Source organism: Pseudomonas sp. (assembly GCF_050739655.1).
In the GTDB taxonomy this organism is placed as follows: domain Bacteria; phylum Pseudomonadota; class Gammaproteobacteria; order Pseudomonadales; family Pseudomonadaceae; genus Aquipseudomonas.
The window spans coordinates 1-25,429 of sequence record NZ_JBOIBY010000346.1; the positions used below are offsets into that span (position 1 = coordinate 1).

Here is a 25,429-nt window from a genome sequence, read left to right on the forward strand (position 1 = left end):
TAGTCGCGGTAGGGCACGGCGACGTAGGCGTGCTTGGGCCGTTCCTTGCTGCTATGGATGTGGATCTGCGTCGTCGGACTGTCCGCATTGCCGTCCTGGAAGGAAGGCAGGGCGCTGTGATCCTCGAACCGCTGCGTCGACGTCGGTGACCGTGCCGTCTCCCAGGTCCTTGCGCCGCTGGGTTGAGGTCACTTGTTCGTAAACAACGGTACTGGCGCCGATTGGCAAATTGATCTGGTCGGGCACGTCGCCTTGACTGCGAGCGATTTCGTCGGAGTGGTTTAGGTCGTCAACCTATATAGGGCGCCCCTTTGGCTGGCGGGCGCCCTCTGTTTTTGGAGGGCGCGGCCGCTAGACCACTGTGCCAAACAAGTGCCCCACCAGTGCCGTAATGCCCATGGCCAGCGCCCCCCAGAATGTCACTCGCCAGGCGCCGGTCATGACTTTGGCCCCGCCTGCCTTGGCGGCAATGGCGCCCAATGTCCCGAGAAACACCAATGACATGCCCGATATCCAGGTCACCACGCTGTACTGCGGCGCGACAAACGTCACCGCCAGAGGCAACGCGGCACCCACCACGAAGCTGGCGGCGGAGGCCATGGCGGCCTGCAAGGGTTTGGCGGTGAGAGTGGAGCTGATGCCCAGTTCGTCCCGGGCGTGGGAGCCCAATGCGTCATGGGCCATCAATTGATCGGCCACTTGATGTGCCAGTTCGGGTGATACCCCGCGATGCATGTAGATGTTGGCGAGTTCGATGTGTTCGGCTTTCGGGTCGCTGGCCAATTCTGCCCGTTCGCGGGACAGATCGGCCCGCTCGGTATCGGCCTGGGAGTGTACGGAAATGTACTCGCCAGCGGCCATGGACATGGCCCCGGCTATCAACCCCGCCATTGCGGTGACCAGCAACGTGGCATGGCTGGCGTTGGCAGCCGCGACGCCGATCAGCAGGCTGGCGGTTGAGACAATCCCGTCGTTGGCCCCAAGGACGGCGGCGCGCAGCCAGCCGATACGATCACTTCTGTGTGCCTCGGTGTGCCTGTGCATGAATTTCATTGTTTAACGGGACTCCCTGTCATCAGGCGGTTCACGTCGGACGGGGTCCGAGCGGGTCGGCAATCGGCGTCAGCGGGTTTCAATTTGCGCCTGCAACTGTCCGCCGACAATGGATATTTCTTTGAATTGTTCACCCTCGCGCAGTACGAACAACGCGTCCATCCCGCGTTCCTGAGCCAGACGTGGGCCCTCGGTTTCGCCCAGGACCATCAGCGCCGTGGCCCAGGCATCGGCAAGCATGCACGAGGCCGCCACCACGGTGACGGCGGCGAGCGAGTTGCACAGCGGCGCGCCGGTGGCCGGGTTCATGGTGTGAGCATAGGACTGACCGGCCACGTCGACCCAGTGTCGATAGTCCCCAGAGGTCGCGATTGCGGCATCGCTGAGTTCCATCACGCCCATGACTTCACGCACGCCCCGGTTGGGCTTTTCCAGGGCCACGGCCCAGCACTGGCCGTCAGGTTTGACGCCTCGGGCGCACATCTCGCCATCGATACCGACCAGGTAGCGAGTGATGCCCAAACCCTCCAGGCAACGGGCCAGTTCATCCACGCCAAAACCTTTGGCGATGCCACTCAAATCAAGGTTCAGCGGCACGCGCTTACGCACCTGATTGCGATGCGGCTCAACCACTAATGCGGCGCTGGCTAACAGCCGGGCGCGCGGCGCAATCGTGCCGATCGCCTGCTCTGTGACCGTCTGCTCCCCTGGGCCGAAGCCCCAGGCGTTCACCAGATCACCTACAGCGATGTCGAAGGCGCCGCCGGATTGCTGACTGACGCGCAATGCAGCAGACAGCACCGTGGCCAGTTCCTTGGGTACCGACACCCATTCCTGCTCGGGGGCGGCATTGAGGCGGTTGAGGTCCGAGTCGGGTTTCCAGGTGGACATTTGCTGGTCCACCCGGGCCACGGCGCGGGCCAGGCGCTGCCCAAATTCATCGGTATCGATCCCGGCCCCGGCATAAAACAGGGCGGTGTAGCGGGTGCCCATGGTTTCGCCGTTCAGGCTATAGCGCTGCAACTCAGTAGACATCTTCACGGTAGCGTCCTTGTGCCTTGAGGGTCAGCACACTCAGGTTGAGAGGCGCCAATACTTCATCAAGAGCCTGCATCACGCCTTTGGCCATTTCGCGACTGCCACACACCAGCACTTGAGCACCTTTTTCAATCAGCCGGCGCAAAGCCAGGGCATCGCTGATCAGCCGGTCTTGCACGTAGCTGCGGTCCTGAACCTGAGAAAAGGCGGCGCGCAATGCCGTGAGGCGGCGGTCCGACAAGTATTGGTTGAGCTCCGGTTCATAGAGAAAGTCCGAGGCCGGGTTGCGCCCGCCCCAATACAAGTGCATCGGGTGTCGGGCCTTGTTGTTGCGGATAAAACCGGCCAGAGGACCGATGCCGGTACCGGCGCCGATCAGGATCACCGGGTGCGTGCCCGATGCCGGACGAAATTGCGGGTTGGGCTGGATGAAGGCTTTGATCTGCGCGCCGATGTCCAGGTCATGAAGGAATTCCGAGCACATGCCACCGTTGTGTTTACGCACACAGATCTCCAGCACGCCGTCCTGGGAACCGCTGGCCAGTGAGTAGAAACGCGGGATCGGGCTGCCCGGGGGCAGAATCCCGACCAGGTCGCCGGCCAGAAAGTCCGGCAGCTCGCCGCAGGCTTTGAAGCCCAGTATGTGGGTCGGCGCATTTACCTGTTCACCATAGGCAATCCGCTCTGTCAGCTCCAATTGATGGGTACGCGGCTGCTGCGGGGTGTGAACCAGCGCCAGCTCCTGCCCCAACACGTCGCCCAATGCGTGGCCCCAGCGCGCAAACTCCTGAGGGGACTGGCGGTTGACGGTTTCCAGCCCCAGCAGTGGTGAACCACCGGCCCGCAACATGGCGTCCTGCACTTGATGGGCGTACTGACAGAACTGTGCAAACTGGCGGTCGCCCAGGCCCAGCACCGCAAAGGGCAGGCCGGGCTTGAGGCCGGTTTTGGCCAGGCGCGCCAGGAACTGCGAAGCCGAGGCCGGCGCATCGCCGTCACCGTGGGTCGCGGTGAGGATGAACACCCGTTGGGCATTGCGGTAATCGCCCACCCATTCATTCATCGCCGCGCTGTGCACCTGAAGGCCACTCTGGTGCAAGGCGTCGTGCAAGGTTTTGGCAAAACCCCAGGTGCTGTTGTTTTCACTGCCCACCAGAATCACGCTGTCGGCGCAGTGGGCAGGGCTGTTGTGGCGGATGTTCGGGCCAGCCTTGCGGCGGCGCCACCACAACAGAATGCCGGTCACGCTCATCAACGGCACGCAGAGGGCGCAGAGCCCCAGCGGCAGGCCCAGCCACCAGAAGCCTTCGCCGGTGTGCAACTGATAGATCAATTCATAGAGGTTGTGCATCGAGTCGTGGGCTTGATAGGACAGCAAGGCGCCGCTGGCCTGATCCACGTAGCTGTCGCCCTGGGCCGTGCGCAGGGAAAACACATCGCGCGGGTTGCCGGGGCTCGGGTAGACCAGCTCGCGCAGGTCGTTCAGGTCGGTGGCCTGCAAGGCTTGCAGCTTCGCCACCGGCAAGGCCGGGCCGGTGCTGACGTGGGCGGGGAAGGCGGGTTCACTTTGACTGCCGTCGGCGATAAAACCAAACGTGGTGGCGGACATGTAGAGCCCGCTCAATGCCGACAGCAGCAGCCCGAGCAAGGCCGTTCGCCCGATTTCAGCATGCCAGCGCTGGCTGAAAGTGCCCCGCAGCGGCCGCAGCAGATTGCGCCAGCCACCCAGGCGCCGGGCCAGCAATAGCGCACCGGACACCGACAGCATCACCATGAACAGCGCGCCGACACCCGACACCCCATGGCCCGGCGTGCCAAGGAACAGCGAGCGGTGCAGGTCTTTCACCCAGCGGGTGAACGCGGATGGCTCGTAAGGGGCGAGGCCTTGGCCGGTCAGTGGGTCAACCTTTTCCGCCCCGGCCTGGCCGTTCTGGTTGTAGTAGACGATCACCGTGCCGGAGGCTGAGCGCTGGATCTGCTCCACGCCCGCAAAGTGGCTGGCAACGCGCCCGGCCAGTTGGCCGACGTTGAGTTGTCCGGCAGAAGTGGACGTGCTGTGCAGGCGTTCCAGCAGCGGGTCGACAGACAGGATCGCGCCGCTGAAGGCCAGCACCATGACCAACAGGGCGGCGATCAGGCCAGGAAGGGAATGGAACTGACGAAGCATGTTCAGCCTCCAGAGAGGGCGGGTGCTACAGATCGTAAGTAAAGGAGTCGACGTAGGCACTGCCGGTCGCCGGCTTGCCTGAGCCCTTGGACGTCAGGGGTACGCTGACATCGCCGCGGGCGTCACGTTTGTCCTCGACGGCGCTGTCGATGCGGATCTGATACCCGGCATCAATCAGGGTGTCTGCCAGTTCGACGCTGACTTTGAGCGTGCGCCCACTGCCGACACTTGCGCCGCTGACCCCGTCAAACTCGCTCGGGTTCATCCCGCTGCCACGGGCCCAGTCGCCCAAGTGTTTGTAATATTTGGCCTTCTTGCCGGCCACCCAAAGGGTTTTCTGGTATTGGCCATTGGCGTCGGTGACGTAGATCGCCATGTAGGCATCATTGCCGCTGTAGTCCTTGAGCTGCGTGGTCAAGGTCACTTCACGGGCCTGGGCCAGCCCCGGCAGGGCAATGGCGCCGACGAGGCAGGTTGCTGCGATGATCTTTTTCATGAAGGTGTCCCCTTTGATCGTTAGGTTGAGAGCCTGCACATGCTTGCTGACAGCAACCTGAAGCGCAGGAAAAACTCATCGACAGGTGAGACGTCATTCGGCGAGCGGGCTGCCGAGGTAATCCCTGGCATCGCCGTCGTCGCCGAAATGGATCTCGAGTGTGTGCAGGCGCAGCGATGCGGGTGAGTAGCTGGCTTCGATGGCATTGCCTTTGCCGTCCAGGCCCTTGAGCTCGTAACAACCGTCGTCGACCTTGATGCGCTGCACGCTCCAGCCGTATTGCCGCTCTACCTGCTGACGCAAGGTTTCGCGCGATTGCCAGTCGCTCACCGGGTCGCTGCAGTCGTCACCGGCCAGGGCATAACCGCTGAGCAGCAGGCTCAACAGCGTGGCATTGGCAATAAAACCTGATTTCATGATCTGTCTCCTGCCGAGGTCGGCGTCTGTGGCATACCCTAAGGTGCATTCCTGACAACCAGCTGAATCTTCAGATTCACGTCAGGTAAGGCGATTAAGGTGCTGCACGACAACCATCACAGGAGGTGCCAGATGCGAGTCTTATTGGTCGAGGACGCTCCAGGCTTGGGGGAGGCGGTGCGTGAGCAGATTGCCGATGACGGCCACGCCGTCGATTGGGTGCAGCGCCTGGACCTCGCGCGCAACAGCGTCCGCACCACGCCTTACGACCTGATCCTGCTGGACCTGATGCTCCCGGATGGTCGCGGGCTGGACTTTTTGCGCCAGCAACGCTCGGCAGGGGACGTGACCCCGGTGATTATCCTGACCGCCCAGGATCAGATTTCCGATCGAATTGCCGGCCTCAACGCCGGCGCCGACGACTACCTGGTCAAACCGTTCGACCTGTTTGAGCTCTCGGCCCGTGTGGCGGCGGTGGCCCGGCGTTATAGCGGCAACCCCAATCCAAAGATCAAACTCGGTGATTTACAGGTCGATATGAGTGCCCGCACGGTGCTGCGGGGCGGTGCGACGGTGGACCTCACGGCGCGGGAGTGGGCGCTGTTCGAGGCGTTTGTGCAACGCCCCAGCGCGCTGCTGTCCAAGTCGCAGCTTGAAGAACGGCTGTATGCCTTCGGCGCCGAAATCGAGAGCAATACCATTGAGGTCTACATCAGCCGTCTGCGTAAAAAACTCGGGCGCGATCTGATTGAAACCGTGCGCGGCATGGGCTACCGGTTGATGTCCGAATGAAGCCGTCTTCGAGCCTGCAAATACGTCTCGGTCTAGGGTTGACTCTTGGTATGACTTTACTCTGGCTGGCGGCAACCGTCGGCGCCTGGCTGGTGGTGCAACATGAGTTGAACGAGGCATTCGACAGCGCGTTGGAAGAGACTGCACAACGCATCCTGCCCTTGGCCGTGCTGGAAATCAGCAACCGGGAAGAACCACGGACTGCGCAACACGTCGCGACCCTGAAAATGCACAACGAATACCTGACCTACCTGGTGCGCGATGCCACGGGCAAAATTCTGATGCAATCTCACGACGCCAACCCGGAGATTTTCAATCGACAACCGACTGAAGGTTTTTCCAACTCTGAAAAGTACCGATTGTATGGCGCTAGTGCATTGCGCCAGACGCTGTTCATCGAGATAGCCGAACCGCTTGGTCATCGTCGTGAAGCAGCGCGGGAGGCCTTGTTTGCCTTGTTGTTGCCAATATTGGTGTTGATTCCTGTCAGCCTGTTGGGTACCTGGTTATTTGTGCGTTTCAGCCTGCGCAGCGTGTTGGCTTACCGTCGTGCTATTGAAGCGCGCGGTGTGGGTGATCTGTCGCCGATCAAGGTGGTGCGCCTGCCGGCAGAAATCGACCCGTTGGCTGAGGCGGTCAATCACCTGCTGGAGCGCTTACGCAACGCCCTTGAGGCCGAGCGCAGCTTTACCGCCAACAGCGCCCATGAACTGCGCACACCATTGGCCTCGACCCTGGCGCAGATCCAGCGGTTACACCACGAAGCGCCCGAAGGTCCGTTGCGAGTGCGTGCGCAGAAGATCGAGAACGCGTTGCGCGAACTTTCACGGCTTTCAGAAAAACTCATGCAGCTGGCCAAAGCCGAGGGCGGCGGGTTGTTGTCCGAAACGGCACAAGACCTGATTCCGTTGCTTGCCCACGGAGTGGACGAGTGGAACCAACGTAGCGGGCAGCGCATTGAGTTGCAGCTGCCAAGCCAGGCCGGCGTGTACTCGACCATTGACCCGGACGCCTTTGGCATCCTGTTGCGCAACCTGATTGAGAATGCGCTGAAGTATGGTGCAGCGGATCAACCGGTCGAAGTCAGTCTCTCCGAACAGGCACAGCTACGGGTTGTCAATAGCGGCCCGGCGGTGCCACAGCCGATATTACAGCACCTGACTGAGCGTTTTGTGCGCGGTCACAGTGAGATCAGTGGTTCAGGACTGGGCTTGGCGATTGCCAAAACCATAGTGCAGGGGGTAAACGCCAGAATGAAATTGTTCTCCCCTGCAACAGGTCGACAAGATGGGTTCGAAGTCTGCGTCTGGTTACCGCTTGCCCCATCATAAAAGACTGAGGGGCTCGCCAACGTTCTTTTATCGATGTGAGTCTTGCAGCCATTACTTGGGCAGAATGGTGTTCAACGCACAGAATGCTGACGGTTTAGTTCTAAAGCATTGAGGGCGATCGAAAAATACGCTGTCTCATGCATTTGATGACAATTTGCCTAGTTGTAAATGTGATCGAATAGGTTCAATGCAGTGACTGCTTTTGGCTGAGCAGCCACTCACGGACGTCCACTCCCGACCCAGGCTGTGTGAAAACGCCTGCGATTGTCTAACCTTCAGATCGTCTAGATCGTGGCGGGGGCGATCATGAAGCGATTCATTGAAGGTGTTGCTCCTGCTGCAACGGGGCGTCCTGCCTATCAACCAGCGATAACCTCAATCTCTTCTCCCAGTCGATCATCGCCATCGACGGCAGCAAATTCAAAGCCGTCAATAATCGCGACCGCAACTTCACTCAGGGCAAGGTGAAGGCTCGCATGCAGCAGATCGAGCAGAGCATTGATCGATATCTGGCGGCGATGGATTCGGCGGATCGGGCAGCGCCCGAAGTGGCCGAGGCCAAAGCAGAGCGGCTGAAAGAAAAGATAGAAACGCTGAAAAAACAGATGCAAAAACTCAAGGAAATCGAGGCGCAACTTCACGAAAGTCCAGACCAGAAAGCTTCGCTCTGACTGGGCAAATACTCGATCTTCACTGACATGATCATGTTTCCAAGGCGTGATCCAAGGGTTAAAAGTGGATTTCAGCGGTCTTGAGGCCCAGGTCTCGAAGCTCGGCGATCAAGTCATCCAGATGCCCAAAAGACTCGACCTCCTCGTTGTCATCAACCAAGAAATAACTCCTGCCAGCGTCCTTCTTGAAGAACACTATCCACTCCTTGGGGTTGGTCGGGTTTGCGATCACATGGGTGTCGAAGGTCACGCCTTCGGCATGTTTGGTTTGCACAGTTTTACGATTCATGTCTGTCACCACGCTACGCGCGCTCTCAAAATTCTTTATTTGCAGTGCATGCCCGCCCAGTTCCATCTGAGCTTTCCCTATAAATATCTCCAGCCGCTCGAAGCAGTGGATCTGGGGCATTTAAATTATCACTGTATGTTAATATTATGCACATGCATCGACTGAGGGGCTAGCCATGATTGCGATAGGTGAGGCATGGAAGGCGGGGTTGTTGGGGCGAGGACACTGGCTTCGCAATATGGTGTCTGGCGTGATCGTCGGGATCGTGGCGCTCCCTCTGGCAATGGCGTTTTCCATTGCATCTGGCGTCAAACCTGAGCAAGGCATTTACACCGCAATCATCGGTGGTCTGCTGGTTTCACTCTTTGGGGGAAGCCGCTTGCAGATTGCCGGACCGACAGGTGCGTTCATCGTGATTCTGGCGGGGGTCACGGCCAAGCATGGCGTTGACGGTCTGCAAATCGCCACGATGATGGCGGGGGCCATCTTGTTATTGCTGGGGATGGCACGGCTCGGTGCGATCATCAAATTTATCCCCGACCCGGTGATTGTCGGATTCACCGCGGGCATCGGTGTGATCATCTGGGTCGGGCAGTGGAAAGACTTTTTCGGTTTACCGACGATCAGTGGAGAGCATTTCCATGAAAAGCTCTGGCATCTGCTACAGGCCCTGCCGGATCTTCACATGGCCACCACCCTGCTGGCGGTACTTAGCCTTTTCCTGGTCATCACCGCGTCCAGAATTCCCGGTCTCAAACGGGTGCCTGGCCCGCTAGTCGCAATGGCGGTCGCTACAGCAATACAATCAACCTTTCATTTCAAGGGGGTAGCCACGATTGGCAGTGCATTCGGTGGTATACCTCAAGGCTTGCCAGCGTTGAGCCTGCCTGTAATTACGCCGTCCCGCGTCATCGATTTGATTGGTCCGGCGTTCACTATCGCCATGCTTGGAGCAATCGAATCGCTGCTGTCCGCGATGGTGGCCGATGGCATGGCGGGCACCAAGCACGATTCCAATCAGGAGCTGATCGGTCAGGGGGTCGCCAACTTGGTCACACCCTTGTTTGGCGGTTTCGCAGCTACCGGGGCCATTGCCCGTACTGCAACCAATATCCGTAACGGCGGTACGAGCCCGCTGGCCGGCATTACGCATGCGGTCACCTTGGTGCTTATTGTTCTGTTCCTGGCACCTCTAGCCTCAAACATCCCACTGTGCGCCCTGGCTGCCATTCTTTTCGTGGTCGCATACAACATGAGCGAGTTGAAGCACTTCAAACGCATGGTCCAACGAGCCCCACGCGCAGACGTATCCATCCTGCTCATCACTTTCAGCCTCACTGTGTTCAGTGACTTGGTGATCGCCGTGAATATCGGCGTCATTCTTGCGATGCTGCACTTCATGCGCCGCATGGCCTCATCGGTGGAAGTGCAACAGGTCGTGGAGCACGAGCTTGAAGAAGAGCTGAGGACCAATGGCCATACTCGCCTACCGCCAGGGCTTTTGATTTATACGATTGAAGGGCCATTGTTTTTTGCTGCGGCCGAGACCTTCGAGCGTGTGATAGCACAGACTCACACTGACCCAACCCTGCTGATTATCCGTCTGAAGCGCGTACCGTTTATGGATATCACGGGTTTGCAAGTGTTGGAGGAGGTTATTCAGCAGCTGCACAAGCGGCATATCGTTGTGAAACTCTGCGAAGCGAACACGAAGGTGCTCAACAAGCTCGATAGGGTGGGTATCCTGCAAGAAATTGGTCCGGAGCATTACCACGCCGACTTCAACACTGCGTTGGCTAAAGCTGTCAGTCACGTAGCGGGTACGTCGACCCCCTAGAGACTACTGCCCGTCTTAGTTATAACTTGGGGCTGGTGGCATGCTTGCTCTTGGTCGAATAGCTGGCGCCGTGAGTGTCCAGGTAGTCACGAATCAGTTGGCGGACCACCTGCGAAGACGTCAGGTCTTGTGCTGCACAGAGTTCCTCGAAAGCTTTTTTCTTGACGGGATCAATGAGCACAGTGAGGCGCGCAGTCTTGCTTTCCATGGGGTATTCAATCGCTCAAGTCGCTGGATGTTAATCAAATTGTAATTGCCTTGTCCGGTGCTGTCACTGTTGCGGCGGTGGGTTGTTCGGTACCTCGACTTAACACACTAGAAAACAATTGGCGCCTACAGTGGATGAGGAAGCGGATCTGTGTTGACTCAAGATGGATAACTCCCGTCCGCGAGCAAGAGAGCTTACTTCCCGAGAGCCTCGACGACTACGTTAACGATGTGGCTGACTGGTCGCTTGATGCCAGACTTCAAAACCATCGCCAATTTCCGCAAAGACAACGGCAATGCCATCCGCGATGTGTGCCGTCAATTTGTGGTGCTGTGCCAACAATTGGGGTTGTTTTCCGAAGCGCTCGTTGCCATCGACGGCAGCAAGTTCAAAGCGGTCAACAATCGGGATCAGTCGCTTTACAGTTTGTTACGACCGGATGCTCATTCAGCGGTTGAAGGGGTTCCAGCAAGACGACATCGTTCAGCGCACCGTATACCAATAGGTACCTCCGCGAGTGAGAGTACGCGCTGAAACGCTGGGTCATGCACTCGGCCCGGCTATGACAGCTCTAATCGACTGGGCTGAGCTTCGCCATCAGCACGAAGCGAAAGGTATGGGACTACTTGGCGATAGTTCGATTATTCAAACGTCCGCCCGTTTCCCATCCGATCAGCTATGGTTTCCGAATGTTCGATTTGTGACTATATATACTGTCGGTCACAATTTGTAAGTCCTCGATAGGGTGAGTAAGCTACTCCTATGAATCAGCCATCAATATCTTCCCCCAGCCCCCGTGGCCCAATCGATCATGACATTCGCGATCAGATTGTCGCGGCGGCCAACGAACACTTCAGTCAATACGGCTATGGTAAAACCACGGTTTCCGACCTGGCTAAGGCCATCGGGTTTTCCAAGGCCTATATCTACAAATTTTTTGATTCCAAGCAGGCGATCGGTGAAGCCATCTGCGCAAATTGCCTGGCAGAAATCGTCGTGGCGGTGGAGCAGGCTATCAATGTAGAAGACCTATCGCCGACGGAGCGCTTTCGGCGCTTGGTCAAAACGGTGATCGCCACAGGTGTGAATCTGTTCTTTAACGACCGAAAACTCTATGATATTGCAGCGTTCGCGGCGTCGGAAAGCTGGCCTAGTACGCAGGCTTATGACGCGCAGATCAAACGTTTCGTGTCGCAAATCGTGCGGGAGGGGCGAGAGATTGGCGAATTTGAACGCAAGACTCCACTGGACGAGACAGTAGAAGCGATACATCTCGCGCTGCGACCTTTCGTCAACCCATTACTCCTGCAGTACAACCTCGATTTCGTCGAGGAGGCGCCCATGCTCACCTCCAACCTCATCTTGCGTAGCCTCATGCCTTGACCTTGGGCTAAAGGTTTACCGCATGCCGGGGTCGAGACAGATCCCCAAACGGCTTTTCACTTTGCCCTTCTTCAATCCGTCGGAGGGCATTTTATTTATCCGTATTGTGACCATTGACTGAATTGGTCACTTGAATAAATATGGTGGTCCATCGCTTCTAGTGCTTCATCTCAGTGATACCCATAGAGTTCAAACAATGAAAAAAATAGTGCTCAAGACCCCAGTTGGCCTTGCTGTCGTGCTCGCATCAACGACACCTCGCCGACCAGAGGTGCATACAGTGCCAAATATAAGAACAGTGCGAGCGGGCTCGGTACTTCTGTGAGTTACCGTTTTTAGTTGAGTGCTGTTACACGATAGATGTCCGGTCGGGAGCACGCGTTGCCTCCCGACCTTTAAGGACACATCTCGGGCCTTGCCCCTGAGGTAAAAAGCCTCTTTGTCGCCCCCTCAAAATTATCGTGTCGCAACAGACCGGGCTTCAGGAGGTTGCCAGCCACCACCGAGTGACTTGAATACCGCAACCGCCGCCCGTGCCGATTCCGTTCGCGCTTGCGCTCGGGCATCGGAGGCCTGGAGCATCGTCTCGTCAGCGTGCAGGACATCGATCAGGCTGGCCGTGCCTTTCTCATAGGCAATGAACGATGATTGGCGAGCCTGTGTCAGAGACGCCTCCCCCCCGGTGAGGGTGTTTGCTTGAGCTTCTCGATTTACCAGTGAGGAAAGAAAGTTCTCGACATCCTCGGTGGCGCGCAGCACAGACTGACGGTAAGCGGCCAGGGATTCGGCTTCCTGTCCCTTGGCTTGGTCGATTTGGGCGTTGATGCGACCGAAGTCGAAGAGTCTCCAGCGCAGTCCCAGTACGCCCGCCGACTGGCTGGCGCCGCCGGTAAAAAGGTTGCCTGTGGATACAGCCGTGGCACTGCCCACCAATGCGCTAAGAGAGAATTTCGGATAGTACTCAGCAATCGCCTCCCCAATGCGTGCGTTTGAGGCCGCAAGGCGGCGCTCAGCCACAATGAGATCTGGCCTGCGGCGTAGCAAATCGGCCGGCGTTCCCATCGCCTTTAACTGCGGCGCTACAGGAATGCTCCCCGCACCTGTCAGTTGCGTGCGGTGAGTGCCGGGTGGCGTGCCGAGCAGCACATCCAGCGTATTCATGGCTGCATCCAGACCGGTCTGCAGGACCGGCACTGTCGCTTGGACCTGCGATAGCTCCCCCTCGGTCTGACGAACCTGATAGTTGGCGGCGAGCCCCTTGCTGTAGAGCAATTGCACTTTCTCCAGTAGCGCCTGCTGCGTTTTGACTTGCCGATTCGCAATGTCCAGCCGGGTCTGCAATCCGCGGATAGTGATGTAGATATCAGCGGTCTGCGCGGCGATGGCCAATCTTGTGGCAGCGACGCTCGCCTCGGAAGCTTGGTACTCGGCCACTGCGGCCTCGCGTCCGCGTCTCAGGCCGCCAAAGACATCTGCCTCCCAGCTGGCACCGAGGTTGACCTCGTAGGAACTTGCGTACCGATCATAGCCAGGCGTTGAGTTAAACACCTGGCCGAGCGGCGTCTCGATTGACTGGTAGGAGCGCGCGGCCAGGCCGCTGATGTTCCCCGAGGGCAGCAAAGCGGCATTTGCAGCACCTAGTCCAGCCCGCGCTTGCGTGAGTCGCGCCGACGACTGCGCCAGATCCAGATTCTGCGCAAGTGCCTTGGTGACGAAGTCGGCTAGCACCGGATCACCGAAGCTTTCCCACCAAGCAACAGGGTTGGTCGGCGTCGCTCTTGGCCGCTGTTCGACAGAAGGCTGACCCAAGTAACGATCCGAGAGCGGAGCGTCTGGACGATGGTAGTCCGGACCGACCGCGCAACCTGCCATTAAGCCGGCGCTCACCAAAAGAGCAATTGGACGGAGGGGAGGCATTGAGATTCCTTCAATCGAGGATGTTTGTGACCATATTACGTATTGGTCACTTCCTGTCAATTGACACTATTTCAGCCAAGCCAGATTTTATTATCGATTTTCGTGGTTTCTGTTCTGAGTTTGAGGAGCTATATACATCACGATTAGTGACCATTGACACATTGGGTCACCAGACTGAGAATATGACGCTTGTCCTATTTTTAAGTAAGGGAACCTATGCGCCGGCTTCGTCCTGTCCCCATTGCCGCTTGCATGCTGCCTCTCGTCCTGACGGCGTGTGGCGATTCATCCACCGTTGAGGATTCGCGTACGCTTGCCCCGCTGGTGAGGGACTCTGCGGTTCAGGCTTCGTCCGACGTCTCTCGCTCTTTCACTGGCGTTGTTGCTGCCCGCGTCCAGAGCGACCTGGGCTTTCGGGTATCAGGCAAGATACTTGAGCGTCTGGTTGATACCGGCCAGACCGTTAAGCGTGGTCAGCCGCTCATGCGCCTCGACCCCATCGACCTGGGGTTGCAGGCGCGAGCACAGCAAGAGTCAGTCACAGCCGCTCGAGCCCGAGCCAAACAGACAGCCGATGACGAGGCTCGATATCGCGAACTGGTCGCCGCAGGCGCTATTTCGGCATCGGCCTACGACCAGATCAAAGCAGCGGCCGATACCGCAAAGGCGCAACTCAGCGCCGCTGAAGCGCAGGCTGACGTGGCCCGCAATGCTTCTGGCTATGCGGTGCTGCTAGCGGACGCCGACGGCGTAGTGGTGGAGACGCTCGCCGAGCCCGGGCAAGTCGTCAGCCCGGGGCAGCCCGTGGTTCGACTGGCGCGGGCGGGGCAGCGCGAAGCCATCGTGCACCTGCCCGAGACGCTACGCCCCGCTGCAGGATCTACTGCGCAGGCGACGCTTTATGGCGACACCACGGGTGCTGTTACAGCGAAGCTGAGGCTCCTTTCTGACTCGGCCGATCATGTGACACGCACCTTCGAGGCGCGGTATGTGCTTGAGGGCGCGCTGGCCAATGCACCGCTAGGTTCGACCGTCACGTTGCGGATCGCCGAAGGCGCCGCGAAAGGGCAGGAGCTGCAAGTGCCGATCGCTGCCGTTTATGACCCAGGCCAAGGCACTGGCGTGTGGGTCATCGCCGGTACACCGGCGAAAGTGACCTGGCGATCTGTTCGGGTCCTGGGCTTAAGCGACGACGCGGCGCGAATTGCAGGCGATCTCAAGGTCGGCGAGCAGATTGTAGCGTTAGGCGCACATCTGCTGCGCGAGGGTGAAGAGGTGAGACTGGCTCAACAGGGTGACGTCAAGGTTGCCGGGAGTCGGCCATGAGCGAGGGGCGCTTCAATCTTTCGGCGATCGCAGTTCGCGAGCGTTCTATCACCGTGTTTCTGATCTTCCTGATAGCGGTTGCGGGCATCCTGTCGTTCTTCCAACTGGGGCGTGCGGAAGACCCTCCATTTACGGTCAAGCAGTTGACGGTCATTACCGCATGGCCGGGCGCTACGGCGCAGGAGATGCAGGATCAGGTAGCAGAGCCACTTGAAAAACGCCTGCAAGAACTGAAATGGTACGACCGCACGGAAACCTACACTCGTCCTGGCCTCGCTTTCACCATGGTGTCACTGCTCGATAGTACGCCGCCCTCGCAAGTGCAGGAAGAGTTCTATCAGGCGCGCAAAAAGCTCGACGACGAGGCCCGCAAGCTGCCGGAGGGTGTCATCGGTCCGATGGTCAACGACGAATTTTCGGACGTGACATTTGCGCTTTTCGCCCTGAAAGCCAAACGCGAGCCGCAGCGATTGTTGGTGCGTGATGCAGAGTCGTTGCGCCAACAACTGTTGCACGTGCCGGGCGTGAAGAAGGTCAACATTATTGGGGAGCAGCCCGAGCGCATTTTTGTTTCCTTCTCCCATGATCGGCTGGCCACCTTGGGCGTCTCTCCACAAGACATCTTTGCCGCGCTGAACAATCAGAACGTGCTCACGCCCGCCGGTTCGATCGAAACCGACGGGCCGCAGGTCTTCCTCCGGCTGGACGGCGCCTTCGAAAAGTTGGAGAAGATTCGTGACACGCCACTTGCGATTCAGGGGCGGACGCTGAAGCTCTCGGACGTGGCGACGATCGAACGTGGTTATGAAGATCCAGCAACCTTTCTCGTGCGTAATAACGGTGAGCAGGCCTTGTTGCTGGGGATTGTCATGCGTGAGGGCTGGAACGGCCTTGAACTCGGCAAAGCGTTGGACGCGGAGACGATCAAGATAAATGACGGCATGCCGCTGGGCATGACGCTCACCAAGGTCACCGATCAATCGGTGAATATCAGTTCGTCCGTCGACGAGTTCATGGTCAAATTCTTCGTCGCACTGCTGGTGGTAATGCTTGTCTGCTTTCTCAGCATGGGCTGGCGTGTAGGTGTTGTGGTTGCGGCGGCTGTGCCGTTGACATTGGCTGTGGTGTTTGTGGTGATGGCGGCCACCGGAAAGAACTTTGACCGTATTACTTTAGGCTCGTTGATTCTGGCGCTTGGACTGCTGGTAGATGACGCCATCATTGCTATCGAAATGATGGTGGTGAAAATGGAGGAGGGCTACGACCGCATCAAAGCATCCGCGTATGCCTGGAGTCATACCGCTGCGCCGATGCTTTCCGGTACGCTGGTGACCGCTATCGGCTTTATGCCCAACGGCTTCGCGCAATCGACCGCCGGCGAGTACACCAGCAACATGTTCTGGATCGTGGGCATTGCCCTGATTGCCTCCTGGGTGGTTGCGGTCGCTTTCACCCCGTACCTGGGGGTGAAGATGTTGCCGAACATCAAGAAGGTCGAGGGGGGGCACGCGGCCATCTACAACACCCGCAATTACAACCGCTTCCGCCAGGTTTTGACACGCATCATCGCCCGCAAATGGCTGGTGGCCGGTACTGTCATCGCTGCGTTTGTCGTGGCGATTCTCGGCATGAGCCTGGTCAAGAAGCAGTTCTTCCCTACCTCGGACCGTCCAGAGGTGTTGGTCGAAGTGCAAATGCCCTATGGAACCTCCATTGAGCAGACCAGCGCCACCACCTCCAAGATTGAGGCCTGGCTGCAAATGCAGGATGAGGCAAAAATTGTCACGGCCTATATCGGGCAAGGCGCGCCACGTTTCTACCTGGCGATGGCGCCGGAACTCCCTGATCCATCGTTCGCCAAGATTGTGGTGCTGACGGAGAGTCAGGAGGCGCGTGAGGCCCTCAAATTCCGTATCCGCGAGGCGGCTGCTGAGGGACTTGCCCCCGAAGCGCGTGTCAGGGTGACTCAGCTTGTGTTTGGTCCGTATTCGCCATTCCCTGTTGCCTACCGGGTAATGGGGCCTGATCCGTCAACGTTGCGCAAGATTGCGGGCCAGGTACAGGACGTGCTGCAGTCGAGTCCGATGATGAGAACCGTCAACACCGATTGGGGACCGCTGACGCCGACGCTGCATTTTGCTCTGGATCAGGATCGCCTGCAGGCGGTGGGATTGACGTCAAATTCAGTCGCGCAGCAATTGCAATTCCTGCTGGCCGGGGTACCGATCACCGCGGTTCGTGAGGACATTCGTTCGGTGCAGGTGGTGGGTCGCGCAGCGGGTGATATTCGGCTCGATCCCGCCAGGATCGAAGGCTTTACGTTGGTAGGTACGGCGGGTCAGCGGATTCCGTTGTCCCAAGTGGGAGCGGTCGATGTGCGTATGGAAGATCCGATCCTCCGGCGTCGTGACCGCACACCGACCATCACCGTGCGCGGTGACATTGCCGAAGGTCTGCAGCCACCGGACGTCTCGAGCGTGATCATGAAGGAGTTGCAGCCCGTCATCGACAAGCTGCCTGGCGGGTACCGGATTGAGCAGGCGGGTGCAATCGAGGAGTCGGGCAAGGCCGGCAAAGCGATGCTGCCGCTGTTCCCGATCATGATTGCCATGACGCTGCTGGTCATCATTCTGCAGGTTCGTTCTATCTCGGCGATGATCATGGTGTTCCTCACCTCGCCACTGGGGTTGATTGGTGTGGTGCCGACACTGCTTATTTTCCAGCAGCCGTTTGGTATCAACGCTCTGGTCGGTCTAATCGCTCTTTCGGGCATTTTGATGCGCAATACGCTGATTCTGATTGGGCAAATCCATCACAACGCACAAGAAGGACTGGACCCGTTTCACGCAGTAGTCGAAGCCACGGTACAACGCGCCCGCCCGGTACTGCTGACAGCGCTCGCCGCAATCCTGGCGTTCATTCCCCTGACACACTCCGTCTTCTGGGGGACGCTGGCCTACACCCTTATCGGAGGCACCTTCGTCGGTACCATCATGACGCTGGTGTTCCTGCCAGCGATGTACTCCATCTGGTTCAAGATCCGTCCTGACAATAAAGGGCAAACTGAAACAGCGAAACTCATGCAGCACGCGAACCCAGAGGAGAGGACGCCCGTCCTCTCGCCGTTCACCTGACAACTGAATTGCCCCTAAATTTCCAGGCTCCTTCGAAGGTCTCCTTTTGGCCGATTCTGTTGAAAAAGTCGGATTTTCAGTTGGCCTGACCTCAAGTACGACCTCCATCGGAGAATCTACTCACCACGTTGCGTGGTTTCTCGGCTCTTCGTTGACCTTTGCTGCTCTGTTAGTGGGTTAATTTGAGGTTTTTGGCGTAGTACAGGCGCACCTATCCCGTGAGTGGTGGCCCTTGAGAGGTAAGTTTGGCCAGCCGTCGCAGGTTCTGCACCGCAGCAGCCAGCGAAAACTCATCGGCTGCGCCACTATCAGTTAGGGATCAATCGAAGGACGCCCAATCGGGCTGTAGAAATCGGCGAGGTAATGGCGCAGGTCGCTTAGAAAGAGTAGAAGTCCAGCGAGGGAGGGGTATCGATATAGATTCGCTCATAATCCTCGGACAGCTCTACCAGCAGCTTACGCAGTTTATTGATCTTGAACTTGTAGTGGTCAGTGGAAAACACAATTCCCAGACAGCACAAAGGGGAGCCGAGGCTCCCCTTTAATGTGTCTTTGCGCGTGTTTTTTTATTATTGAGGGTCGGTCTGTTTTTGTTTTTTGGAAACCGTTTCCCTTTACCGCTGTTTTTGTCGATCCCCATCCGGGATCAAGAGCAAACGTATTTTTTTGAGCGCTGATCTGCTTTTTCGCTAAGCGATCCAACCAGTTCGGGAGCTACCTCAGGGTAGTTTTATTGTTCTCTGCCCGGTTGTGGGTTACTCCGAAAAGCACCCTGAAAAGCACATCTTCTCCAAAAAAATCTGCTCGCTGCGTCTCTGCCGTGTTTGTTTTTGTTATGTCAGAGTCGTTACGTCTTGTTTTTATTAAGGTTGCCGCTTTTTTATTGTTCTTGTTATGCAATAGAGATAGCAGACTCCGTGCCAACTAATTAAAAGCCTTTAAAATCAGTTACTTGCTGAATTCACGTGTTTTCCAATCGGCCAAAGCCTGACAATTTGTTTCCGTGTTACTCGCTTTTCCCCACGTTTTCGGCGATGTGGTAACACCCGCAGACCTCACTGTGTGCGTGCAGGTTGATACCGGTCTCGATACGCGGGCCGTTGGCTGTTCCTCCAGTTCTTGGCGAATGGGTAGCAGCGACCAAAAAAATGGCCCGCATGCGGGCGGGCCTAACAGGGATTCTTCAAAGGAGTACGAGCAATCTGCGCTCCATCCTGTGGACGATTTGTGAAAAGGATGTTGCAGAAACGAAAGACCCGCTCAGTGGCAGAGTCAAGCTTTCGGGGCAGTTAGTCGGAGAGCGCGGAATCAGGACGAAAAAAGCCCGCACGGGGCGGGCTGCTTTTTGTCTCGTGAGAGGCCGTTATCTTTGAGGCCTGCGCGGATACCTTCTCCCACACCTTCTTCATTCTCATAAACTGCGGCGGTATCGATATGGCGGTACCCCACGCCGATCGCGGCGCGGACAGCGGCCGCGACGTCATCCTGGCTGATCAAATAGGTACCGAAGCCGACCGCCGGTATCTGTGTATCCGCGTTGATGGGAAATGTCTTATGGATAATGCTCATTGTTCGCTCCGTCTATTACAGGTTGATCGGGAGTCCCGATACAAGTGCAAGGAACCCGCCCGTCGTTGCCTTGATCCGTAGATCTTTTAGCGGGGCATATTCCGGTCCCTGGTAGAAATCCTCCGCGTCCTTGAGACTGGGGAAGCGGATAATCACAAGAACAGGCTGCGCCTCGCCTTCGACGGGGCTGAGGCTCTGGTTCATGAGCGCCATGACACCCCCATATTTCTGGACCAGTGGCGTTGCCTTCTTTCCATATTCGGCCATGAGCAGCGGATCTGTGACCATGAAGTTGCCGACCAGATAGCCAGGCTGTTCTGTTGGCATAGTCATTTCCTCTATCAGTAGCTTTCGTCGACGCCGGATGGCGTCGTGTTATGGGGCTTGCGTGTGACCGACGGGATGTCTGGATGCTGATTCGCCCAAAAACAAGGCCGGCAGTGGCAGCTGTTCTGCTCAAGGAACGAGATAGAGCTTGCCGTGAGTCAGGCGGCTTTCGATGTCACGGTGGGCATCAGCAGCACGAACCATTGGATAGGCCGCGGCATCGGGCATGCGTAGCCAGCCGGCTTCAATGCCTTCGATGATGCTGGTAGCACGTCGCTGGAACTCTTCTGGCTCAACGATATAACTGAAGACCGAACCCGCAGCGATACGAGTGCAAGGGGTGGTCAGCTCGGCCGGGCTGATCGCCGGTGCCGGGCCAGAGGAAACACCACAGCAAACAGCCATGCCGCCTCGTGCGAGCCCCTTCACGGTATTAGCGAAGGTGGTCGCACCCACCGAGTCGAACGCCAGATCGACGCCTCGGCCGTCGGTCAGGCGCAACAGCTCGTCAAGGAAGAGATAGTCACGGCCATAGTTGATGACCGCATCCGCCCCGGCAGCTCGTGCCACTTTGGCTTTCTCCTCGCTGGAGGTGGTGCCCACTACCCAAGCCCCCAGATGCTTGAGCCATTGCACCAGCAGCTGTCCGACACCTCCTGCCGCCGCTTGCACCAAGACACGGTCACCCGGCTGGATGGTGCGATATTCGGTGGCAAGATACTGTGCAGTCATGGCTTGAAACAGCAGTGCCTGTGGAATACCGAGCGAATCCGGGACCGACACAACCAACTCTGCCGACATGGTGAGCTGGCTGGCATAGGAACCGGGCACGTTAATCCAGGCCACGCGTTGACCGACAGTCAGCGGTACGTCCGCACCGGCTACACGAACCCGTCCGACCCCCTCAAGGCCTGGAGTGAAGGGAGCTGGCACAGCGTGGACACCCGCCCCCTTGCGCAGGTTAATGTCGAGGAAATTGACGCCAGCGGCTTCCACGTCCACAAGGACTTCATGTGCTTGAGGCTGCTGAACGTTGGCACCCGATTCGAGAACCAGCTGTTCAGGGCCGCCGAGCGCTTGGACGATGACACGTTGCATGACGATCTCCTGTGGTGGTTCGTTCAGGCCGCCAGTGTTTCGGCGAATCGTTGCTGGAAGCCTTCGATCTTCTGCTGCGATGCACCAAGCGCTTCATGGAAGGCCAGCGGCGGCAGATAGCTCATCCCCACATAGAGCGCACTCGCCTTCATTGGCGTCAGCACTTCTTCAATCGTGCTTTGCACCAGCCCTTGGTGTGAGAGTGTGTGTTGAGTAGCGCCTGTCGACACCACAACCAGCATCGTCTTTCCTTGCAAGGCTTGCCCTTGCGGTCCGAAGGCCCAGCCATAGGTCCAAACCTCGTTCAGGTAGGCCTTGAGCATCGGAGTCAGATTGAACCAATGGATCGGAAACATGTAGATGATGCGCTCAGCTGCCTCATGGGCCTTCTGTTCGGCGGCAAGATCGAAACCGCTCAGGTTCTGGCCATAAAGCGATTCCAGATTGCGTACGGCCACATCCGACAGTTCTCCCGCCGTTTCCTGCAGGGCCTTGATGACGCGTGATTGGTCGGGATAAGGATGAGAGGTGATAACAAGTGTTTTCATGACGGAGGTGTTGTTCCCATGGAAGTTTGCGATGGCACCATTCTCGTCAGAAGCATTCAATACGTGAATGCGTCATGAGGTTTATGATTATGCAACCCAAGGTTTCTAATCGAATAACGTCAGCACAGGTATCAATCCCCCACCATGGATTCCTCACAGCGCGTGCGCGCCATTCTTTCCTTCGTACAGGCTGCTGATGCCGGCAGTTTCGCCGCTGCGGCCAGGGTGCTCGGTATCTCGTCGGCGGCTGTTGGCAAGAACATTGCGGGACTGGAAAAGGCACTTGGCGTGCGGTTAATGAATCGCACGACACGGACCATGAACTTGACCGAAGAAGGCGAAGCCTTCCTGCATCAGGCACGGAGAGGACTTGAAGCGCTCGATTCAGCCACGCAAGCGGCGATTGCCCATAGTGGAACACCCATAGGCAGTGTGCGGATCTCGACCAGCGTCGGTTTCGGGCGCGAGCAACTGACCCCGGTGCTCCCCGGATTGCTGGAGAAATACCCGGGCCTGTCTGTGGAGGTAGATTTCGACGACCGTGTCATCGACCTCATTCACGATGGCTACGACATGGCGCTCCGGGGAGGACGGATTGCTGACTCCTCGCTGGTTTCACGCCCGATCTGCCATTTCAATCTGGTGCTGGTCGCCGCGCCAGCCTACCTAGCCCGCTACGGTATCCCGCGCAAGCCGGAGGATCTCGCCCGACACAACCTGCTCACCCGGCGTTTTCTGGGAGGACGCATCGTACCGTGGGAGTTCAGAACCAGTGATGGCGGCATCATTACATGCGACACCAGCTCGGCCACCATGAAGCTCTCATCACCGGAAGCAATCGTGCACGCCGCCGTGGCGGGTGCCGGAATCGCCAACATTGGCGTGCATAATGTTTGGAAGCACCTGTTAACCGGCCAGCTCAAGGTACTGCTGTTAGGCGCGCACCACCCCGGTAGTTTCGAGATGACACTGCAATACCCCCACCGCGCGCTGATCGCACCGCGCGTGCGTGTCACGGTGGAATACCTGCTGGAGGAGTTCGCAAAGCTTGAGGAGTTGCATGTACCGCTCGCAGCATTGAAGAACTATCAAGCGTGATCCTCTGCCTCGCTAATCAAGCGGTTATCACTAGCGGTGGAGATCAGCCAATGCACAGGCGGCGTGCAAGAAGCAGGGCAGTGATTCAGCCCAATACGGCAGGCAAGCCATAGCCGGACGCGACTTGCACCAGGCTGAAATGGCTCGGAAGCAGGCCAGCGATAAGTGCAGGTTGCAATCGACTCAAAGCCGACGTTGGCGACAGGCAGAAATCTGCCAAAACCGGACGCTCATCTTGAACGTCTGAAGTTAGAGAGTCTTACTGAAACCGTCACATCGCGAAGCACCTACTACCCCTGTGTTCACCCCAACCATTCTCGGTTGCTCTCGTCAAACACTCGTTTTGGACGGAAGGTTTCCAACCTCACAGCACAAGAGTAATGTAATCATTACTACATTATAAATATCTTACTCTACATGAAAAATTGGCTAGCTCTGGTTATCGGCTTACCCACGGCCAATGCTACTGAACGCATGCGAGCCTGGCGCGCTTTGAAGGCATCAGGAGCGGCGGTTTTGCGCGATGGTGCCTATTTGTTGCCTGATATCAATGTCTGTCGTGAAGCCTTAGCATCTGTTGAACGCGACATCCTTTCCATCAATGGCACTGCTTACACATTGCCGGTGGTCGATCCGCATGGTGAACGTTTTGTCGAGTTATTTGACCGTAGCGATGACTACAGCAAGCTACGGTTAGAGATCGAAGAGTGTCGTGGGCAACTCAATCTCGAAAACGCATTGGCCACCACCAAACAGATACGCAAGCTGCGCAAAATCTACGATCAGCTTTCGAGCATCGATTACTTCCCAGGCAAGCCGAAGAATCAAATTGATTCAGCCTTGCAGGAGCTTGAGACGGCAGTCAGCAGAGCGCTATCTGCGGACGAACCCCATAGCCGCGACCAGCTCATAACGGCACTCAATCGTGGTGACTATCAAGGACGTGTCTGGGCGACACGCAAGCGTCCATGGGTTGATCGTCTGGCGTGTGCCTGGTTGATTCGTCGCTACATCGACCCTCAAGCACAGATTCTCTGGCTCAACAGCCCGACAGACTGTCCAGCAGATACCTTGGGTTTCGATTTCGATGGAGCGACCTTCAGTCATGTCGGCGACCGCGTGACCTTCGAAACCTTGCAAGTCAGCTTTGAACTTCAAGAGCCCGGTCTAAACCGTATCGCGGCCTTGGTGCATTACCTCGATGTTGGAGGCATTCAGCCGGTGGAGGCTGCCGGTGTCGAGCGCGTGCTGGCCGGTCTACGCGAAACCATTACCAACGACGACCATTTGCTGGCTGCTGCGAGCGCTATTTTCGACGGTCTGCTCGCCGGGTTTGTGAAAGAGGAACAACCCAATGACTAAGGTTTTGGCACCAATGGTTGAAGAAGAGCTGTCGAGGCCGGAAGCGATCAGTTTTCGTGAGGCGTTCTGGTTCTGGTTGAAACTCGGTTTCATCAGCTTCGGTGGGCCTGCGGGACAGATCTCGATCATGCACCAGGAATTGGTAGAGCGGCGGCGCTGGATATCCGAGCGCAGATTCCTGCATGCCCTTAACTACTGCATGTTGCTCCCTGGGCCAGAGGCTCAGCAGTTGGCGACCTATATCGGCTGGCTGATGCATCGAACTTGGGGCGGGGTGATTGCTGGCGTCCTATTTGTGCTGCCCTCATTGTTCATCCTGATCGCTTTGTCGTGGATGTACATCGCCTTCGGCGAAGTGCCTGTGGTGGCTGGGCTCTTCTATGGCATCAAGCCTGCCGTGACCGCCATCGTCGTGCAGGCGGCCCATCGAATCGGCTCTCGGGCATTGAAGAACAATTGGCTATGGGCGATAGCGGCGGCGTCATTCACCGCAATCTTCGCCTTCAATGTTCCGTTCCCGTTGATCGTTCTTGGGGCCGCATTGATCGGTTATGTCGGTGGACGCCTGGCACCCGAGAAATTCAGAGCCGGGGGCCATAGCGCCGCCAAAAAATCCTTCGGCCCGGCCTTGATCGATGACGACACTCCGTCCCCGGAACATGCCCGGTTCAGCTGGTTCAAGCTGGCATCGCTCGCACTGATTGGCGCCGCGCTATGGGCATTGCCGATGGGGATTTTGACCGCATTATTTGGCTGGGAAGGCACCTTGACCCAGATGGGCTGGTTCTTTACCAAGGCGGCGCTTTTGACGTTTGGCGGGGCCTACGCGGTGCTGCCGTATGTGTATCAGGGCGCTGTCGGTCACTATGTCTGGCTGACCCCGACACAGATGATCGACGGTCTGGCGCTAGGGGAAACCACACCAGGGCCATTGATCATGGTGGTGGCCTTCGTCGGCTTTGTCGGGGCGTATGTCGCACAAGTGTTCGGTAGCGACCACGTGTTTCTGGCAGGCGCTGTCGCTGCTTCCTTGGTGACATGGTTCACCTTCCTGCCATCGTTCCTATTCATCCTGGCGGGTGGCCCGCTAGTGGAGTCGACCCACAATGAACTCAAGTTCACTGCACCGCTAACAGCCATCACAGCGGCAGTGGTGGGAGTGATCCTCAATCTGGCGTGTTTCTTCGGCTATCACGTGCTTTGGCCGAAGGGCTTCAGCGGCAACCTGGACTGGCCCTCTGCACTGATCGCCATTGCAGCGGCAGTTGCCTTGTTTCGCTTCAAGCGAGGCGTTATTCAGGTGCTGATGGCCTGCGCACTTGTCGGCTTGGCAGTGCATCTGTTGCGGTAAAAGCACGAATTAGATAA

The 25,429-nt window shown here is 57.6% G+C and carries 21 protein-coding genes and 3 pseudogenes; 11 read left to right on the forward strand and 13 right to left on the reverse strand.

Annotated elements, in window-relative coordinates; translation table 11 throughout:
* Positions 1-351: 351 nt before the first annotated feature.
* From ACRESJ_RS16655 to ACRESJ_RS16675, 5 genes are all read right to left on the reverse strand, one after another.
* Positions 352-1,053 carry a VIT1/CCC1 transporter family protein gene (locus tag ACRESJ_RS16655; RefSeq protein WP_431758879.1) on the reverse strand — a complete coding sequence of 234 codons (702 nt, stop codon included), beginning with the start codon at positions 1,051-1,053 and terminating at the stop codon, positions 352-354.
* 69 nt (positions 1,054-1,122) lie between these two features.
* Positions 1,123-2,088, reverse strand: a complete 966-nt coding sequence (locus ACRESJ_RS16660; protein ID WP_431758911.1) for an FAD:protein FMN transferase — start codon at positions 2,086-2,088, stop codon at positions 1,123-1,125.
* On the reverse strand, positions 2,078-4,258 hold the full coding sequence (locus ACRESJ_RS16665) for a PepSY domain-containing protein (RefSeq protein WP_431758880.1): 2,181 nt from the start codon (positions 4,256-4,258) through the stop codon (positions 2,078-2,080). The genes ACRESJ_RS16660 and ACRESJ_RS16665 overlap by 11 nt, the downstream gene beginning before the upstream one ends.
* Before the next feature lie 25 nt (positions 4,259-4,283).
* The gene (locus tag ACRESJ_RS16670; protein ID WP_431758881.1) at positions 4,284-4,754 is read right to left on the reverse strand and encodes a DUF2271 domain-containing protein; all 471 of its coding nucleotides are present in this window, start codon (positions 4,752-4,754) and stop codon (positions 4,284-4,286) included.
* Positions 4,755-4,847: 93 nt separating this feature from the next.
* Entirely contained in the window at positions 4,848-5,171 is a 324-nt protein-coding gene (locus ACRESJ_RS16675) for a PepSY domain-containing protein (protein WP_431758882.1), read from the reverse strand.
* Positions 5,172-5,303: 132 nt separating this feature from the next.
* Between ACRESJ_RS16675 and ACRESJ_RS16680 the strand changes: the two genes are divergently transcribed.
* From ACRESJ_RS16680 to ACRESJ_RS16690, 3 genes and pseudogenes are all read left to right on the forward strand, one after another.
* Positions 5,304-5,963 carry a response regulator transcription factor gene (locus ACRESJ_RS16680; protein WP_431758883.1) on the forward strand — a complete coding sequence of 220 codons (660 nt, stop codon included), beginning with the start codon at positions 5,304-5,306 and terminating at the stop codon, positions 5,961-5,963.
* Complete coding sequence (locus tag ACRESJ_RS16685; protein ID WP_431758884.1) at positions 5,960-7,294, forward strand: ATP-binding protein; 1,335 nt, start codon at positions 5,960-5,962, stop codon at positions 7,292-7,294. Before ACRESJ_RS16680 ends, ACRESJ_RS16685 begins: the two co-directional genes overlap by 4 nt.
* 371 nt (positions 7,295-7,665) lie before the next feature.
* A pseudogene (locus tag ACRESJ_RS16690) lies at positions 7,666-7,962 on the forward strand (IS5/IS1182 family transposase); the annotation flags it as partial.
* Positions 7,963-8,023: 61 nt separating this feature from the next.
* Here the strand turns inward: ACRESJ_RS16690 and ACRESJ_RS16695 are convergent.
* Positions 8,024-8,254: a hypothetical protein gene (locus ACRESJ_RS16695; protein WP_033039294.1), complete on the reverse strand. Its 231-nt coding sequence runs from the start codon at positions 8,252-8,254 to the stop codon at positions 8,024-8,026.
* A gap of 175 nt (positions 8,255-8,429) precedes the next feature.
* Between ACRESJ_RS16695 and ACRESJ_RS16700 the strand changes: the two genes are divergently transcribed.
* Positions 8,430-10,091 (forward strand): SulP family inorganic anion transporter, encoded by a 1,662-nt coding sequence (locus ACRESJ_RS16700; RefSeq protein WP_431758885.1) that lies wholly within the window; start codon positions 8,430-8,432, stop codon positions 10,089-10,091.
* 19 nt (positions 10,092-10,110) lie between these two features.
* On the opposite strand, the gene ACRESJ_RS16705 is transcribed toward ACRESJ_RS16700, so the two are convergent.
* Positions 10,111-10,299 (reverse strand): ribbon-helix-helix protein, CopG family, encoded by a 189-nt coding sequence (locus tag ACRESJ_RS16705; protein ID WP_431758886.1) that lies wholly within the window; start codon positions 10,297-10,299, stop codon positions 10,111-10,113.
* 225 nt (positions 10,300-10,524) lie between these two features.
* Here ACRESJ_RS16705 and ACRESJ_RS16710 point away from each other — a divergent pair.
* Together ACRESJ_RS16710 and ACRESJ_RS16715 are read left to right on the forward strand one after the other, a co-directional pair.
* A pseudogene (locus tag ACRESJ_RS16710) lies at positions 10,525-10,725 on the forward strand (transposase); the annotation flags it as partial.
* A 336-nt stretch (positions 10,726-11,061) separates the two neighbouring features.
* Positions 11,062-11,682: a TetR/AcrR family transcriptional regulator gene (locus ACRESJ_RS16715; RefSeq protein WP_431758887.1), complete on the forward strand. Its 621-nt coding sequence runs from the start codon at positions 11,062-11,064 to the stop codon at positions 11,680-11,682.
* A 456-nt stretch (positions 11,683-12,138) separates the two neighbouring features.
* Here ACRESJ_RS16715 and ACRESJ_RS16720 read toward each other — a convergent pair whose 3' ends face one another.
* A complete protein-coding gene (locus ACRESJ_RS16720; RefSeq protein ID WP_431758888.1) occupies positions 12,139-13,599 on the reverse strand; it encodes an efflux transporter outer membrane subunit in 1,461 nt (486 codons plus the stop codon).
* A gap of 216 nt (positions 13,600-13,815) precedes the next feature.
* On the opposite strand from ACRESJ_RS16720, the gene ACRESJ_RS16725 reads away from it, so the two are divergent.
* Together ACRESJ_RS16725 and ACRESJ_RS16730 are read left to right on the forward strand one after the other, a co-directional pair.
* The gene (locus tag ACRESJ_RS16725) at positions 13,816-14,925 is read left to right on the forward strand and encodes an efflux RND transporter periplasmic adaptor subunit (protein WP_431758889.1); all 1,110 of its coding nucleotides are present in this window, start codon (positions 13,816-13,818) and stop codon (positions 14,923-14,925) included.
* Positions 14,922-18,059: an efflux RND transporter permease subunit gene (locus ACRESJ_RS16730; RefSeq protein ID WP_431758890.1), complete on the forward strand. Its 3,138-nt coding sequence runs from the start codon at positions 14,922-14,924 to the stop codon at positions 18,057-18,059. The genes ACRESJ_RS16725 and ACRESJ_RS16730 overlap by 4 nt, the downstream gene beginning before the upstream one ends.
* A 383-nt stretch (positions 18,060-18,442) precedes the next feature.
* On the opposite strand, the pseudogene ACRESJ_RS16735 reads toward ACRESJ_RS16730, so the two are convergent.
* The 5 genes and pseudogenes from ACRESJ_RS16735 to ACRESJ_RS16755 form a co-directional block, all read right to left on the reverse strand.
* Positions 18,443-18,541 (reverse strand): annotated as a pseudogene (locus tag ACRESJ_RS16735) (ParA family protein); the annotation flags it as partial.
* An 826-nt stretch (positions 18,542-19,367) separates the two neighbouring features.
* Positions 19,368-19,628, reverse strand: a complete 261-nt coding sequence (locus ACRESJ_RS16740) for an aldo/keto reductase (RefSeq protein ID WP_431758891.1) — start codon at positions 19,626-19,628, stop codon at positions 19,368-19,370.
* A 15-nt stretch (positions 19,629-19,643) separates the two neighbouring features.
* The gene (locus tag ACRESJ_RS16745) at positions 19,644-19,955 is read right to left on the reverse strand and encodes a DUF1330 domain-containing protein (protein WP_431758892.1); all 312 of its coding nucleotides are present in this window, start codon (positions 19,953-19,955) and stop codon (positions 19,644-19,646) included.
* Positions 19,956-20,084: 129 nt separating this feature from the next.
* Positions 20,085-21,053, reverse strand: a complete 969-nt coding sequence (locus ACRESJ_RS16750; RefSeq protein ID WP_431758893.1) for a quinone oxidoreductase family protein — start codon at positions 21,051-21,053, stop codon at positions 20,085-20,087.
* 23 nt (positions 21,054-21,076) lie between these two features.
* Positions 21,077-21,661, reverse strand: coding sequence for an NAD(P)H-dependent oxidoreductase (locus ACRESJ_RS16755; RefSeq protein WP_431758894.1), 585 nt, complete (start codon positions 21,659-21,661; stop codon positions 21,077-21,079).
* Positions 21,662-21,745: 84 nt separating this feature from the next.
* Between ACRESJ_RS16755 and ACRESJ_RS16760 the strand changes: the two genes are divergently transcribed.
* The 3 genes from ACRESJ_RS16760 (at position 21,746) to chrA (ending at position 25,412) form a co-directional block, all read left to right on the forward strand.
* Positions 21,746-22,699, forward strand: a complete 954-nt coding sequence (locus ACRESJ_RS16760; protein ID WP_431758895.1) for a LysR substrate-binding domain-containing protein — start codon at positions 21,746-21,748, stop codon at positions 22,697-22,699.
* A gap of 417 nt (positions 22,700-23,116) precedes the next feature.
* On the forward strand, positions 23,117-24,061 hold the full coding sequence (locus ACRESJ_RS16765; protein WP_431758896.1) for a chromate resistance protein ChrB domain-containing protein: 945 nt from the start codon (positions 23,117-23,119) through the stop codon (positions 24,059-24,061).
* Complete coding sequence (chrA, locus tag ACRESJ_RS16770) at positions 24,054-25,412, forward strand: chromate efflux transporter (protein ID WP_431758897.1); 1,359 nt, start codon at positions 24,054-24,056, stop codon at positions 25,410-25,412. The genes ACRESJ_RS16765 and chrA overlap by 8 nt, the downstream gene beginning before the upstream one ends.
* Positions 25,413-25,429 lie beyond the last annotated feature (17 nt).

Excerpts from the sequence above, each read along its gene's own strand:
- ACRESJ_RS16680 (WP_431758883.1), top strand. The coding sequence starts at position 5,304 with ATGCGAGTCTTATTGGTCGAGGACGCTCCAGGCTTGGGGGAGGCGGTG.
- ACRESJ_RS16670 (WP_431758881.1), bottom strand. The coding sequence starts at position 4,754 with ATGAAAAAGATCATCGCAGCAACCTGCCTCGTCGGCGCCATTGCCCTG.
- ACRESJ_RS16660 (WP_431758911.1), bottom strand. The coding sequence starts at position 2,088 with ATGTCTACTGAGTTGCAGCGCTATAGCCTGAACGGCGAAACCATGGGC.
- ACRESJ_RS16750 (WP_431758893.1), bottom strand. The coding sequence starts at position 21,053 with ATGCAACGTGTCATCGTCCAAGCGCTCGGCGGCCCTGAACAGCTGGTT.
- ACRESJ_RS16730 (WP_431758890.1), top strand. The coding sequence starts at position 14,922 with ATGAGCGAGGGGCGCTTCAATCTTTCGGCGATCGCAGTTCGCGAGCGT.
- ACRESJ_RS16760 (WP_431758895.1), top strand. The coding sequence starts at position 21,746 with ATGGATTCCTCACAGCGCGTGCGCGCCATTCTTTCCTTCGTACAGGCT.
- chrA (WP_431758897.1), top strand. The coding sequence starts at position 24,054 with ATGACTAAGGTTTTGGCACCAATGGTTGAAGAAGAGCTGTCGAGGCCG.
- ACRESJ_RS16700 (WP_431758885.1), top strand. The coding sequence starts at position 8,430 with ATGATTGCGATAGGTGAGGCATGGAAGGCGGGGTTGTTGGGGCGAGGA.
- ACRESJ_RS16665 (WP_431758880.1), bottom strand. The coding sequence starts at position 4,258 with ATGCTTCGTCAGTTCCATTCCCTTCCTGGCCTGATCGCCGCCCTGTTG.
- ACRESJ_RS16675 (WP_431758882.1), bottom strand. The coding sequence starts at position 5,171 with ATGAAATCAGGTTTTATTGCCAATGCCACGCTGTTGAGCCTGCTGCTC.
- ACRESJ_RS16745 (WP_431758892.1), bottom strand. The coding sequence starts at position 19,955 with ATGCCAACAGAACAGCCTGGCTATCTGGTCGGCAACTTCATGGTCACA.
- ACRESJ_RS16685 (WP_431758884.1), top strand. The coding sequence starts at position 5,960 with ATGAAGCCGTCTTCGAGCCTGCAAATACGTCTCGGTCTAGGGTTGACT.
- ACRESJ_RS16725 (WP_431758889.1), top strand. The coding sequence starts at position 13,816 with ATGCGCCGGCTTCGTCCTGTCCCCATTGCCGCTTGCATGCTGCCTCTC.
- ACRESJ_RS16765 (WP_431758896.1), top strand. The coding sequence starts at position 23,117 with ATGAAAAATTGGCTAGCTCTGGTTATCGGCTTACCCACGGCCAATGCT.
- ACRESJ_RS16655 (WP_431758879.1), bottom strand. The coding sequence starts at position 1,053 with ATGAAATTCATGCACAGGCACACCGAGGCACACAGAAGTGATCGTATC.
- ACRESJ_RS16720 (WP_431758888.1), bottom strand. The coding sequence starts at position 13,599 with ATGCCTCCCCTCCGTCCAATTGCTCTTTTGGTGAGCGCCGGCTTAATG.
- ACRESJ_RS16740 (WP_431758891.1), bottom strand. The coding sequence starts at position 19,628 with ATGAGCATTATCCATAAGACATTTCCCATCAACGCGGATACACAGATA.
- ACRESJ_RS16715 (WP_431758887.1), top strand. The coding sequence starts at position 11,062 with ATGAATCAGCCATCAATATCTTCCCCCAGCCCCCGTGGCCCAATCGAT.
- ACRESJ_RS16705 (WP_431758886.1), bottom strand. The coding sequence starts at position 10,299 with ATGGAAAGCAAGACTGCGCGCCTCACTGTGCTCATTGATCCCGTCAAG.
- ACRESJ_RS16695 (WP_033039294.1), bottom strand. The coding sequence starts at position 8,254 with ATGAATCGTAAAACTGTGCAAACCAAACATGCCGAAGGCGTGACCTTC.